The sequence below is a fragment of the Sandaracinaceae bacterium genome (assembly GCA_016706685.1).
Classification (GTDB): domain Bacteria; phylum Myxococcota_A; class Polyangia; order Polyangiales; family Houyiibacteriaceae; genus JADJJE01.
The window spans coordinates 244,668-257,830 of record JADJJE010000004.1; the positions used below are offsets into that span (position 1 = coordinate 244,668).

Genomic DNA, 13,163 nt, shown 5'->3' on the forward strand with positions numbered 1-13,163 from the left:
GGTGTGGTGGGATCAAGCCGCGCGACGCGCAGCCCACAGCAAGAACGGCAACGCCAAGAGCACCCAGGTGAAGCCGCTGCACAGGCCCACCACGGGCGGCAGCACGAACGGCGCGACGCCCATCATGACCGCGGCGACCATGAACAGGACGACGTCGATCGGGACGGTCACCAGGTAGAGCACGGATCCTGCCCAGCCGTAGTGATCCCACAGCCAGCCGGTGAGGATGAAGTCGACGGGGTCCTCGTCGAGCAGTGCCGTGAGCAATGTCTGTTCGCTGACGAACAGCAGCCCGATGGCGAGCCCGACGGCAACCCACGCCACGATGACGCCAGGGCGCCCAAAGCCACGTGGCAGCATGCCGAGCAGCGCGCCCAGCGGCAGCCCCGTGACGAACGTCGCGCCCGCTGCGAGCAGCACAGCGGAGGCCACCTTGGTAGCGTCGTGGACTTCGCCGTGGGCGAGCATGACCACGTAGGTGTTCACGCCCACCGCCAGCGCGAAGAGGGCGCTCCCCAGCCAGAACAGCAGCTGCGTGGAGCGTGGGGTGGGGGTCATGACGCTGCCATCCTCGCACCGGAAGAAGCACGCTGTACACCAGCTCAGTCGGCCACCGCCTGAATCGATCTGCCTCAGTCCGTCGTTCGCCCGCCTCGCCGCTCCAACAGCGACTGCGCCTTCACCAGCTGACCACACGCCGCTTCGATGTCGCCACCCAGGCTGCGGCGCACCGTGGTCGTGCGCCCGGCCTGCTTCAGGCGCGCGGCGAAGCGCCGGCAGTCCTCCATCGTGGTGCCCACCAGCTCGGGCGCGCTCGCGATGGGGTTGTAGGGGATCAGGTTCACGTGGACGCTCAGCCCCTCGCTCCACGCGAGCAGCGCTGCCAGATCCTCGTCGGTGTCGGTGAGGCCAGCCAGCATCAGGTACTCCAGCATCACGGGGGCGGGCTGCAGCGCGTTGAGCGCCGCCACGCCGCGCCGCAGGTCGTCCAAGGGGAAGCGCTTCCCCAGAGGGACCAGCTGCTCGCGCACGTCTTGCCTGGTGCTGTGCAGGCTGAGCGCCAGCCGCACGCGCGGGAAGCGTTGGGCCAGGCGCAGCATGCCGTCCACCACGCCCACGCTCGACACCATGACCTTCTCGGGCGCCAGGTTGAAGCCCGCGGGGTCCACCAAGAGCGCGATGGCCTCGGTGACGTGGGTCTCGTTGTGGAAGGGCTCGCCCATGCCCATGAACACCACGTTGCGCAGCCGCCGGCCTTCCTCGCGCAACAGGCGCCCCGCGATGACCACCTGCCCCAGGATCTCGTCCACCGCCAGCCCGCGGGCGACGCCCATGCTGCCTGTGGCGCAGAAGCGGCAAGCCGCCGCGCAGCCCACCTGGCTGGACACGCACAGGGTGGAGCGCCCACTCGCCGCGCGCAGCACCACTGCCTCGGTGAGCTGCCCAGCGGTGGTGCGCAGCAGCAGCTTGGAGGCGCCGTCCAGCGACGAGTCGTGTCGTTGCGTCAGGACGATGGTCTCGAGTTGGATACGTTGCGGCTCGGGGAAGCTGGCGAGCGCGGTCTGCACCGTGGCAAAGTCCTTCAAGTAGGCGTTTCGAACGGCACGGAGGTGCTGCGGGTGCAGTCGCAGCGCCTTGCGCAGCTGGTCGAGACCGCCCGTATCAAAGATGCTCGCCTGCGCTGGAGCGCCCTCCGTTACCCGGGCTTCGTCCATTATATGAATGCTTTGGTTTGCATTTGACGCTTCGTATCGCCAAGTCTTGCCGTTAATGGTCTGTATGATAGTCTTTTGAAAGTGACCGAATCCTGCTCTATCGAAGTGTACGTCCAGAACGCCTTTCATACCGGCGCAAACGTCCTCCTGTTGGGTGAGCGGCGGGACTCTGGAGCAGCCAGCCTCCTGGACTACGACCTCATCTACGTGGAGCAGGCGTTGGGGGCTCGTGACTGCCGAGCGGTGTCCGTGCGCCACCCCGTGACCTACGAGCACTGGCGCTGCACAGGTTTCCCCGCGTTCCTGATGGACATGCTGCCGCAGGGCGAGGCGCGGCGCGAGGTGGTGGCCAAGCTGCGGCGAGATGGCCTGCCCACCAGCGACTGGCACGTGCTGCAGGCGGGCGCTCGCAACCCTGTGGGCAACCTGCGCGTCAGCGCCGCCGTCACGTCCACCGAGGAGAGCCTGGACGGGGTCGAGCTCGCCGAGATTGTGGCCCGAGGCGATGCGTTTCGCGCGTGGGCCGAGAGCCAGCGCATCCCCATGACCGGCTCCAGCGACACGGGCGGGGCGTCTCCCAAGCTGCTCATGACGGCGGACCCTCATGGCCGGCTCCACGCCGATGGCGCGCTCCCCGATGCGCGCGCCCACCAGCACTACATCCTCAAGTTCCCACGCGGACGCACGCGTCAAGACGGCGCCGTGCTGGCCAACGAGGCGCCGTACCTGGAGGTGCTGCGCGCGCTCGGCCTGCGCTGCGGGCAGCCGCTGCGTCACGTGGACGGCACGTTGGTGGTGCCGCGCTTCGACCGGCGGCGCGTGGGCTCCGTGGTCCAGCGGCTGGGCATGGAGAGCGCCTACTCCGTGATGGGCGTCATCGAACCAGGGGCCAGGCTCCTGTTCGAAGAGCTCGCGGTGGCCTTCGCGGCCGTGGTGGACGACCCCCGCGCGGACCTCCTCGAGCTGCTGCTGCGCGACGTCGCCGCCCTGGCACTCGGCAACCCCGACAACCACGGGCGCAACACGTCTCTCTTGAAGCACGCCGACGGGCGCGTCGAGCTGTCCCCCGTTTACGACTTTGCGCCCATGTTCCTCGACCCAGACCTCATCACGCGACAGACGCGCTGGGAGTCCGAGCGGGGAGGCCCCCCCGATTGGAATCACGTGGTGACGGGGCTCGCGCTGCGCCTGCCCGCCGTCGTGCCACGCGAGGTCACCGCGCCCGCGCTGCGTGCGTTCGGGGTGCGGCTGAGCACGGCCGCCCAGCTCATGCGGGAGGCCGGCGTGGACGCCGACGTGGTCACGCGCCGTGAGCGGGCCATCGCCGACACCTGCGCCGCGCTCGCCGCGGTGGAAGGAGGCTGACATGGGCCGGATGAAGAAGCTCAGCGTGCAGGAGCGCCAGGCCGCGCGCGTGGCGCTGTTCGAGGACCTCGACGCCGGACGCCTGGACCTCGCGGAGACGGTGCGCCGCATGCGCCAGGTCACGGGCATGACCCAGGGTGAGTTCGCCGAGAAGGTGGCGGGCGTGTCCCGGCTGACCATCGCGCAGATCGAGCGCGGCGAGGGCAACCCCACGGTCGAGACGCTAGAGCGCGTCGGGAGCGCCTTCGGGCTGCGGCTGGGGTTCGTCCGCGCCAGTTGAGGGCGCAGCTTCGGGCTCGGCCGGCGGGGGCTCGGCAGGCGCGTCCCCCGCGTCGAACTGGTACCGCAGCCCCACCGCGAACATGTCGGCCGACCACTCGTAGCGGCCGTTGCCGATGTAGACCGCGTCGGCCCCGCTCGTGGGCGGGCGGATGCCGTTGGGCTGCTGCACCGCGCTGTTGGTGACCGTGCGGTTCTGGAGAAACACGTGCGCGTAGGTGACGTCCAGGTAGAAGCCCGGGGTCACCTGGATGCTGCCGCCGAAGCCGAGCGACACCTTGCGCGTGTCGATGGTCATGGCCGTGAGCGTGCGGTTGTCGAAGCCCGAGCTCTCGAACGCCACGCCGGCGCGGAGGTCCATGCGCCCGTCCAGCACGCTCAGCTCGCCGCCGAGGCGCAGGGAGATGGTGTCGTTCATGTCGCGCAGGATGCTGAGCGCGCCCACGGCGTAGTCACCGATGGCGGTCACGTCGGTGAGCGTCACGTCGATGGGCTGGATGGAGATCTCCTCCTGCCGCGACCAGCGCTCCCACACGAACGCGCCCTCGAGGCGCAGGCTGTCCAACAGGCGCACCTCGGCGCCCACCCGGAAGATCACGGGCAGCTCGATGTTCACGCGTGCCTTGTCGCCGTCCACCGCAGCGCCCTCGAAGAACGGGTCGGCGGGCAGCCGCACGCGCAGGTCCGCCGTGCCTTGTATGCCCCGCGGATAGAAGCGCAGCGAAGCCCCGAGGCGCAGCTTGTCGAGGTCCACGATGACGCCCACGTGCGGCGCGAGGTCCCAGAAGCGCTCGAGCGACATGGAGGCGCGCGCGTCGAAGTCCGGGTTCTCACGCTGCGCGCAGATGGCGTTGTCGCAGGCGCTCAGGCCCACCTCGGCGTTGAAGTTCCCGAGCAGCACGCCCAGGCCTGCGCCGAACGAGATGCGCGGGTGCGGACGCCACGCGAGCGCCATGTCCAGCTGCACCAGCGCCGTGCCCGCCAGGCTGTAGAGCGAGTAGCGCTGCGGTGCGGCCTGACATGCCGGGTCCTCGTCCGGGTTGCAGGGCGCGCCGTCCGCCGTGACGCCATCCGGGTAGTCCCCCAGCAGCGCGTTGGGCACCAGGAGCCCCACGCCGAGCGTGAACTCGTCGCTCAGCGGGTGGCTGTAGGCCAGGCCCGGGATGGGCAGCGGGATGGTGTCGAGGTCGATGGTGGGCAGCGTGTTGCCGCCCGAGTCCACGCGCGTGTACTCGCCGCGGAACCACGTGAAGCTCACGTCCAGCAGCAGCTGCTGCCCCGAGTAGGCCAGGCCCGCCGGGTTGTAGTGCAGCGCCTGCGGGTCGTCGGCGCCGGCCACGAAGGCGAACCCGCGCCCGGCTGGGCGAGTGCCGCGGTCCTGGAAATAGAAGCCGCCGGCCTGCGCGGGAGACGCGCTCCCCAGCAGGCCCAGCAGCAGGCCGAGGCTCGCGGCGCGAAGCATCTTGTTCTGTCGGGTCATCACTCGCCCTCCCGGGACTGCACCACGGCGTAGAGGCGCTCGAGCCCGCGCTCGGGATCGAGCAGGAAGTCGCTCACCTCGTGGAAGAGGACGGTGTGGTCGGCCGCCCGGAAGGGCGTCTGCGTGTGCGGCGCCGTGCGGTTCACCTCCGCGATGACGTCCAGCAGCGTGTCCATGGGCGTGCTCACGTCCGTGTCGCTGCGTGGGGTCACCGCGCGCGCCAAGAGCTCCGGAAGGGTGTCGTTCGCGTCCAGCGCCGCGAACTGCCGCAGCAGCTCCACCGTCTGGTCCGCCACGCTTCCGTCCACCTGCACGGGCGCGCCGCTCGCGATGGCGTCGCGCACCTCGGACGCCAGCGCCGTGGCCAGCACGCTCCCGAGCGGGCGCATGTTGTCGTCGTCGTCCAGCACCTGCAGCAGGTCGTGCGTGGCCACCAGCGTGGTGAGGTAGCCGCCGTCCTCCGCGATGAGATGCGACAGCAGACCGAACAGGCTGCTGCGCGCCGCCGGGTCGGCCGACATGGCATCGAACAGGTGCAGCAGCGCGGTGGGCAGCGGACCGCTCAGCGTGGTCTCGAGGCGCGCGGTCAGGCCACGCGCCCAAGGGCCAAGGTCCCCGTCCGCCACGTGCTCGTCGATGCGCTCGGTGAGGAAGTCCACCACCACGCTGAGGATGCCCAGCGCGCGTCGGTTGGTCAGGCTGAAGTCGGTGCCGCTGTGAGTGACCGTGAGCAGCTGGTCCACCACCGTGCCGCGCGCGCGCAACCAGCGCTCGTGCTGCTCGGGCGCAGCCTCCCACGCGTCGTCCACGGCGGAGAGCGCGTCGAGCAGCAGGTAGACCGGCGAGTAGTTCACGGTGCGGCTGCCACTGTTGGTCTGGGTGGTGCGGCTGCCCCCGCGGTTGCGCAGGGTGGGGTGCTGGCTGCTGTCCACCGCCATCTCCGTCACGGCCGTCAGCGCGTCGATGCCGTCCACGCCCGCGCGGATGGTGAGCCCGTCGGCCGTGCGGAGCAGGCGCCCGAGGCGCGTGATGAGCTGCGCCGCCGCGCTGGGCTGGCACACGCGAGGCCCGCCCGCCGTGACCCACGCGCAAGCCCCCAGCAGCTGCGTGAGGATGGGCTCGTAGGCCACCGCGCCGTCAGCGTGCGCGTAGCCCACGCCGGCCGGGTTGGTCTCTTGGTACATGCTGTTCGCGGCCGTGGGGTAGTGCTGGTGCAGCGCCCCCGACAGCGCGCCGAACAGGTAGTCCCCCGTGCGCGTGGCGGCCGGGTCGAAGTCCGTGAACACCGAGAGCAGCGGCGTGAAGGCCTCGTAGAACGTGATGTTCTGCACCGCGCCCGCGCAGGTCTGGCCGCCCTCCAGCAGCTGGTCCCCGCAGAAGCGGAAGTTGCGCTCCCACGCCAGCAGCACGTTGCCGCTGTGGCGCGTGGCCACGTCCACCCCGTCGCGCGTGGTGGGGCGCTCCAGCATCTCGGTCAGGAACTCGTTCCACTGCGAGTACACCAGGCGGTTCATCGCCTCGGGCGTGGGCGTGGTGGTCAGCCCCGGGATGCCGCTGTTGTCCTCGAGGATGCCGTCCAGCGTGAGCGCGCCGATGTTGAGCGCGTCGGCGATGTCGGTCAGCAACGTCAGGTAGCCCGGCAGGGCCGCGCTGATCTGCGGCTCGAGATCCAGGCGCCCCTGGATGGACAAGACATACGCCTCGGTGGTGTTCTCGAGGCGCAGCAGCTCGCAGCGGTCGAACGGATCCAGCTCCAGCCCGAAGACGCGGAGGATCGCGTTGTCCATCAGGTCGATGCGCAGGCCCGCGACCCGGATGATCATGTGCGCGTCCTGCTTGTTGCAGAACTCCGCGCCGTTGAGCTCGTGCATGGCGCTCAGCGTCTGCTGCAGCAGGCTCTGGTTGGCCCCGTTGTCCGGGCTGCTGCGGTTGACCGCGGTGGTCCACTCCTGACCACGGAGCAGCGGCGTGTCGCGGCCGCCGTTGGCCGCCGCCAGCGTGGGCCGGTCGCGATGACGCGCCATGTCCGCCAGGATCTGGCCCAGGCGGTCCGAGCGCGGGTCACTCAGCGCACGCAGCAGCGCCTCCATCATGCCGGGCCGCCGCGCCATGCGCTCGGCCACGGAGAGCACGTCGTCCCATAGCTCGTTGTCCGTGCGCAGCGCCACGTCCGGGAAGTCTTCGGCCACGGCGTCACCAAAGAGGCCAGCGTCGATGAGCGCCGTGAGCTCGCTCTCGTGGTCGGCGAACAGCTGCTGCGCCAGCGTCAGGGCGTCGCGCGTCTCGGGCTGGTCCAGCAGCGCACCGGTGGCGTGCACCAGGTCGAACGCGGGCCCCGCGCTGGTGTCGAAGCTGGTGTACGGGTGCGCCAGCTCGCCGAAGTCGCGCGTGGTGGCCACCTCCGGCCCCAACTGTGCGGTGAGGGCCACTGCGGCGTCCTCCACCACCGGTGTCTCCCCCGCGAGCCACGGGCGCGTCTCGCGCAGCAGCGCCGCCAGCAGCGTTCCGTCCGCGTTGCGAGCGGTGTACATGGGCAGCCCGCCTTCGCCCGCGGCCAGCCCACGCGCGTCACGCAGGGCCGTGTCACCGATCGCCTCGAGCGCGGTGGCGTACGGCGTAGGCAGGAACAGCTCCTCGCCGTCGGCATCCACGAAGCGCGCGTCCGCGTTCACGTCCGCCAGGCCATCGCCGTCGCCATCCACGAAGCCGTTCACACCCAGCGCGCGCGGCACCGGCAGGCCGCGCTCGTCGCGCACCGCGTACCAGCCCTCGAGCCCGCCAGAAAGCGTGGGGTGCGTGCTGGCCAGCAGCGCCCGTGACACGTCCAGCGTCCCCGCCTCGGACGGGTCGTCGGCCTGCAGCGTGGCCAGCTCGAGTGCCAGCGCGCTCGTGAGCTCCACGAAGGCGCCCTCTGCGACACCGCCATCACCCAGGGCGCCCAGGGCGGTGCGCGTCACGCCGGGCAGGTCGGGGTAGAGCAGGGCGGGGGCCATCACCCCCAGCTGCAGCTCGGTGCTGCGCAGCCCGCGCCGCGCGGCCATACGGCCCAGCGCGTTCGTGGCTTCGGTGTCGGCCTCCATGCGCTGCAGCAGGGCACCCAGCTCACGCGTGTTGGACGGCAGCACCTCGGCGGGCAGGTCGTACAGCGACAGGATGTTCACGAGCATGGCCTGCAGGTCGTCCTCGGCGCTGGCGGGCAGCACGCGGTCGAGGGCCTCCACGGTGGCGCCGCGCTGCTCGGCCAGCGCCTGCAGGCGACCCGGGGCGGCCGTCTCCGGGCCCGCGAGCCCGCGGCACAGCTCACGGCTCAGATAGCCGCTCACATCGCTGGGGTAGGCCTCCCGGGCGATGCGCTGACAGGCGATGCGATAGACCTCCTCGCCCAGGGTCCCGCGTGCCACCGCCTGGCGCTCGGTGTCCATGGTGGGCGCACACGCCAGGAGCCCCAACACACCTGCCCCAAGCGCGATTCTCATTCCTACTCGTGTCATGGCCTCTGACCTTTTCCCACGTTGTAAGCGCCACCCGACATGCACCGAAATGTGTGCCGAACGCAGTTCAATTAGTGGATTATTGTCCACCTGTCAACCCCATTCGTGGGCCCCCCTCCTGGGCGGCGTGGCCTCCGCTCAGCCCGCCGCGGTCAGCAGCCGCGCCAGCGCTTCCACGTGTTCGTCGCTTGCCTGATGCTCCCGAAGGGCCTCGGCCAGGCGCAGCACGTAGTCCACGTTGCTTCCGCTCGGCCCGTGCGAGGCCCGCACTTGCGCCGCGATCTCCTCGAGCGGCGCCTCCCCCAGGTACTCCTCGTTCTGGGCCGTGGCCACGTACACGAGCGCCTCCACCACCTCGCCCCCGGCCAGCTCCACGTCCGCCGCGTGCCGCGCATAGCCCCCTGCTCACGGTGGTCGAGCATCCCCAGCACCTCGCTCCGCAGCTCCTCCGCCACGAGATAGGCCACCCCCCAACACCGCGTCCCGGCCTCGGGCACCAGCGTCACCACCCGCCCCGGAGCCCCCGGCACCCCGCGATGGTCCGTGCTCCCCTGCCAGAACCGCCGCGCATACCCCGTGACCCACCCGGGCTCGCGCCGCAGAAAGGCGAACGCCGGCCGGAACACGAGCGACCCATACCCGAACACCCAGAGCGGAGCCTCAGCCGACACGGCGGGAACCTAGCACTACAAGCCGAGCCCGCCTGGACCAGCGGCTCGCTCGCGTGGTGCTAGCGCCTGACCTGGAGCACCTGCCCGGCGGTCACGGCCGCCAGCGCCCGACCTGCAAGGTGCTCCACGGTTTGCTCGACAGCTGGCTGCCACGCGTCCGGTGCGTCGCTGAGGCGGAACGGGAGCGCCCCCACGGGAGGTGACGTGGGGCCGAGCAACCGAACGGACAGCAGCTCCAGCAGATCGACGTCGACTCGGTCGCAGCCACATTCGCGGGCCATCGCCGTGAGTCCGTCGACCATGAACGCTCCCTGTCGTGCCCAGTCCACTCCTAGGGCGCGGTCGAAGACAGTTCGCACTCCGTCGCAGTCTCCGATCGCAGCCGTCATGTAGTCGGCGAAGCCATTGCGATCCGCACGACCGTCGAGCTCCAGCTCGATCTCGCGTAGGCGGTCTCTGCCGCCCTCGGGCGCGGCCGCGCGCGGTGTCCACGGCGCCGTGCGCACCACGAGTTGGAGCTCGACGTTGCCCGGCAGGGCAGACAGCCACGCGGTCAGCCCCGCGACGGGCACCCGCGCACTGGCCAAGACATACACGGGCCACGTGTGGCGCACCGAGTCAGGGTGAAGGATGCGATAGTTCTCCATGACGCGAACCACCCGCTCCGCAACCGCCTCGGGTAGTGGCGCATCGATGACGCCGACCCGCGTCCCGTCCACATAGACCACCCCATCCTCGAAGCGGAGCTCCATGGCCTGCGTGTCGGGTGGGCGCACACCAGGTAGCAAGGGAAGTTGGTCGAGCGGCGGACCGAAGAGCATCCGGCTCGGGTGAACGTCGAGCTCTTGCAAGCGGCTCTCGAAGCGGGCGAGGCGTCGCGGACAATCCGCCGCGTCCGCTTCAGACCATCCCGTATCGAGCGGGGTTCCCAGCGGCTTCGTCCCGTCCTGCTGCGGGGTGGCCAGCGGTTCAGCGGCTTCATGCCCTGCGCTCGACTGGGCTGCCGGCGCGCTGCGGCTCGTGCATCCGCCCAGGAGGCAGCTGATGAGCACGAAAGCCGAGAGTTGCGTGTGGGAGCTCATGCAGACCTCGCTAGGGACGCGACATGTGGGCGATGGCCGCCCCCCACACGATGTCTTCGGGGAGCGCTGGTTCGATGGGGAACACGACCGTCACGTCGTGAAGCAATGGCAAGGATTGCCCCAACACAGCAGCTTCGACGCAGGTGCTCGCGGGGGTTTCCCCGACGAGCGGCCCGAGGCTGGTGCCACGCACGGCGGCGCTCGTCACCACGCCTGTGTCCGAGATGACCGCCCGCACGTAGAACGTCTCCCTCGAGGCTTCGGGGACACACGACCGGAGGCTCGGACGCACGCGCACGCCGGATCTCCCTGGATCGCCATGCTCTTGGGGGGCGGTACGCTGCTCGGTAATGCGCGAGTCATCCTCGCGCGTGGCGTCGAAGTAGGATATCGCGAAGCCGACCGCCAGGGAGCCGAGGACTATGGCGACCGAGACCCCCGAGCGCTCTCTTGCGGGGCTCGGGGCCTTTGCAGTGATGTCTTCGCCGCTCAGAGCCTTCTCTTCTGTCGCGACTTCGCACACGCGGGCGAACTCATCCTCGACCGCGTCCTCGGCCTTCAGAGCCTCCAACTCCGCCGTACGCTCTTCGAGATCCCTCCGAAGGGCATCGCGCTCTGCGATCAGCGCTTCGCGATCATCCCTGTAGCCCATGCCGGTCCCTAGCATACCGAGCGGGAGGACCCAGTCCCAAGCCTTCGCTGTCCATTCCAGGTCCGCGCAACGGCGCGCGCCGTCTGGTGACGGACACCGAGGTGTCCTCGAGCGAGGGGTTCACGCCAGCGCCCCCCGCGTTCCCATGCAGGCTCACCCGGATGCCGACTCGAGACGTCACCAGCAGCCGGGGCGGGGCGGGGGTCAGCAAGGGCGTGGGGGGACCCGGAAAACAAACGGAGCGCAGCGAAGTGCGGTTTTCCAGGGAGTCCCGACAGGACGCGCCAGCGCGTCCGTGCCCGCCGCGACCCCGCCGCCCCGGCGGATCGATCACGCCACCCACGCGCCACGGCTGCGTGCATTGACACGCCACCCCCCCGCTGCTATCGATTCGGCCCCCACGGGTTTCCCGCGGGTTCATGCTCCAATTGGCCGGTGGCGCTGCCACCCCTGCTTCTCCTGACGGGAGCGCGCGGACAGAAGCGCAACGTGGTCGGCCAAGCGGATATTCCCAACACCCCAACCGGGCTTCGGGCCGGGACCATTCTGGTCACCCCCAAGGCACGTAAACCACTACATGACCGACACAACTCAGGCCCGCACGGCCAACCCCGCCGCCGAATCGTTCGCGGCACTCTTCGAAGCGTCCACCACCCAGTCCGATCAAATCCAGGAAGGCGACATCGTCTCTGGTTCGGTGCTCAAGGTCGGCAAGGACACCGTCGTCGTCGACATCGGCTACAAGTCCGAGGGCGTCATCTCCATCCACGAGTTCTACGACGCCAACGGCGCCGTGAACGTTGCCGTGGGTGACCGCGTGGACGTCCTCGTCGAGAGCAAGGAGAACGAGCACGGGCTCGTCATGCTCTCCAAGGAGAAGGCGGACAAGCTCAAGGTGTGGGACGAGATCAGCGCCGCGTGCGAGCGTGACGAGCTGATCGAGGGCACCATCACCCAGCGCGTGAAGGGCGGCCTCTCGGTCACCATCCCGGGCGGCGTGAAGGCCTTCCTCCCCGGCTCGCAGGTCGACCTCCGCCCCGTGCGGAACCTCGACAAGCTGCTCGGCCAGACCTTCGACTTCAAGGTCATCAAGTTCAACAAGAAGCGCGGGAACATCGTTCTCTCGCGCCGCGTCCTCCTCGAGAAGGAGCGCGACCGCTTGAAGGCCATGACACTGGAGAACCTCCAGGAGGACCAGATCGTCACCGGCACGATCAAGAACATCACCGAGTACGGTGCGTTCGTGGACCTGGGCGGCATCGACGGCCTGCTCCACATCACGGACATGAGCTGGGGCCGCGTCAACCACCCGTCGGAGATGTTCGACGTGGGCGACGAGGTCACCGTGCGCGTCCTCAAGTACAACGCCGAGACCGAGCGCGTCTCTCTGGGTCTCAAGCAGACCATGGAAGACCCGTGGAACCAGGCCGCGGACATGTACGCGCCGGGCAAGAAGATCTCCGGCAAGGTCGTGTCCATCACGGACTACGGCGCCTTCGTGGAGCTCCAGCAGGGCGTCGAGGGCCTCATCCACGTCAGCGAGATGACGTGGACCAAGCCCAAGCACCCCAGCAAGGTGCTCGACATGGGCCAAGAGGTCGAGTGCATCGTCCTCGACATCGACGCGCAGAACAAGCGCATCAGCCTCGGCCTCAAGCAGCTCGAGCCGGATCCGTGGACGGTCTTCACCGACAAGTACAACCCCGGTGACGTCATCCTCGGCAAGGTGCGCTCCATCACGGACTACGGTGTCTTCATCGGCATCGAGGACGGCGTGGACGGCATGGTGCACAAGTCCGACCTCAGCTGGACGCAGCGCATCAACAACCCGGCGGAACTCTACCGCAAGGGCGACGAGGTGCAGGCCATCATCCTCTCGGTCAACGACGAGGAGAAGAAGGTCAGCCTCGGCATCAAGCAGCTCTACGAGGACCCGTGGATGTTCATCCCCGACCGTTACCCCGAGGGTACCGTCGTGGAGGTCCGCGTCGTCAGCACCAACGAGTACGGCGCCCACGTCGAGCTCGAGCAGAACGTCGAAGGCAGCATCCCGCGCGCCGAGATCCACCACGACCTGTCGGTGGACCCGGGCTCGGTGCTCAACGCCGGCGACATCGTCAAGGCTCAGGTCATTCGCCTGGACGACGAGGACCGTCGCATCACGCTGTCCCTCAAGAGCGCCGAGGGCTCCGAGGTCCGCAGCGAGATGAAGTACGACCCCGAGGCTCAGAAGTCGCGCCCGCGCGTGGCTGCCCCGAGCTCGCGGCCGAGCGCGGCTACCCTGGGCGACCTGCTCAAGGGCAAGCTGGGCGGCCTGAGCGTGGCGCCTTCGGCCGACGCGGACGACGACGACGACGAGTGAGACATGGAGCGTGCGTGAGCGCGCTCCCCTTCGGCGCGGGCCGGCCTCTTCGGGGGTCGGCCCGTT

General features: G+C 69.5%; 9 protein-coding genes and 1 pseudogene. 3 read left to right on the forward strand and 7 right to left on the reverse strand.

The window, feature by feature from the left end; genetic code table 11:
• Window positions 1–12 precede the first annotated feature (12 nt).
• Together IPI43_08865 and IPI43_08870 are read right to left on the reverse strand one after the other, a co-directional pair.
• Window positions 13–558, reverse strand: a complete 546-nt coding sequence (locus IPI43_08865) for a hypothetical protein (protein ID MBK7774240.1) — start codon at window positions 556–558, stop codon at window positions 13–15.
• A gap of 74 nt (window positions 559–632) precedes the next feature.
• Window positions 633–1,715 (reverse strand): 23S rRNA (adenine(2503)-C(2))-methyltransferase RlmN, encoded by a 1,083-nt coding sequence (locus IPI43_08870; GenBank protein MBK7774241.1) that lies wholly within the window; start codon window positions 1,713–1,715, stop codon window positions 633–635.
• 105 nt (window positions 1,716–1,820) lie between these two features.
• Between IPI43_08870 and IPI43_08875 the strand changes: the two genes are divergently transcribed.
• A complete protein-coding gene (locus IPI43_08875; GenBank protein MBK7774242.1) occupies window positions 1,821–3,080 on the forward strand; it encodes a HipA domain-containing protein in 1,260 nt (419 codons plus the stop codon).
• Between the two features lies 1 nt (window position 3,081).
• The gene (locus IPI43_08880) at window positions 3,082–3,360 is read left to right on the forward strand and encodes a helix-turn-helix transcriptional regulator (GenBank protein MBK7774243.1); all 279 of its coding nucleotides are present in this window, start codon (window positions 3,082–3,084) and stop codon (window positions 3,358–3,360) included.
• Here IPI43_08880 and IPI43_08885 read toward each other — a convergent pair.
• From IPI43_08885 to IPI43_08905, 5 genes and pseudogenes are all read right to left on the reverse strand, one after another.
• Window positions 3,304–4,839 (reverse strand): outer membrane protein transport protein, encoded by a 1,536-nt coding sequence (locus IPI43_08885; protein MBK7774244.1) that lies wholly within the window; start codon window positions 4,837–4,839, stop codon window positions 3,304–3,306. The genes IPI43_08880 and IPI43_08885 overlap by 57 nt on opposite strands.
• Complete coding sequence (locus IPI43_08890) at window positions 4,839–8,315, reverse strand: hypothetical protein (GenBank protein ID MBK7774245.1); 3,477 nt, start codon at window positions 8,313–8,315, stop codon at window positions 4,839–4,841. The genes IPI43_08885 and IPI43_08890 overlap by 1 nt, the downstream gene beginning before the upstream one ends.
• 153 nt (window positions 8,316–8,468) lie before the next feature.
• Window positions 8,469–9,001 (reverse strand): annotated as a pseudogene (locus tag IPI43_08895) (gamma-glutamylcyclotransferase).
• Window positions 9,002–9,060: 59 nt separating this feature from the next.
• Window positions 9,061–10,083 carry a hypothetical protein gene (locus tag IPI43_08900; protein ID MBK7774246.1) on the reverse strand — a complete coding sequence of 341 codons (1,023 nt, stop codon included), beginning with the start codon at window positions 10,081–10,083 and terminating at the stop codon, window positions 9,061–9,063.
• A 10-nt stretch (window positions 10,084–10,093) separates the two neighbouring features.
• The gene (locus tag IPI43_08905; protein MBK7774247.1) at window positions 10,094–10,735 is read right to left on the reverse strand and encodes a hypothetical protein; all 642 of its coding nucleotides are present in this window, start codon (window positions 10,733–10,735) and stop codon (window positions 10,094–10,096) included.
• Between the two features lie 577 nt (window positions 10,736–11,312).
• Here IPI43_08905 and IPI43_08910 point away from each other — a divergent pair.
• Window positions 11,313–13,097 (forward strand): 30S ribosomal protein S1, encoded by a 1,785-nt coding sequence (locus tag IPI43_08910; protein MBK7774248.1) that lies wholly within the window; start codon window positions 11,313–11,315, stop codon window positions 13,095–13,097.
• Window positions 13,098–13,163: the final 66 nt, after the last annotated feature.

Excerpts from the sequence above, each read along its gene's own strand:
- IPI43_08865 (MBK7774240.1), bottom strand. The coding sequence starts at position 558 with ATGACCCCCACCCCACGCTCCACGCAGCTGCTGTTCTGGCTGGGGAGC.
- IPI43_08870 (MBK7774241.1), bottom strand. The coding sequence starts at position 1,715 with ATGGACGAAGCCCGGGTAACGGAGGGCGCTCCAGCGCAGGCGAGCATC.
- IPI43_08880 (MBK7774243.1), top strand. The coding sequence starts at position 3,082 with ATGGGCCGGATGAAGAAGCTCAGCGTGCAGGAGCGCCAGGCCGCGCGC.
- IPI43_08885 (MBK7774244.1), bottom strand. The coding sequence starts at position 4,839 with ATGACCCGACAGAACAAGATGCTTCGCGCCGCGAGCCTCGGCCTGCTG.
- IPI43_08890 (MBK7774245.1), bottom strand. The coding sequence starts at position 8,315 with ATGAGAATCGCGCTTGGGGCAGGTGTGTTGGGGCTCCTGGCGTGTGCG.
- IPI43_08900 (MBK7774246.1), bottom strand. The coding sequence starts at position 10,083 with ATGAGCTCCCACACGCAACTCTCGGCTTTCGTGCTCATCAGCTGCCTC.
- IPI43_08905 (MBK7774247.1), bottom strand. The coding sequence starts at position 10,735 with ATGGGCTACAGGGATGATCGCGAAGCGCTGATCGCAGAGCGCGATGCC.
- IPI43_08910 (MBK7774248.1), top strand. The coding sequence starts at position 11,313 with ATGACCGACACAACTCAGGCCCGCACGGCCAACCCCGCCGCCGAATCG.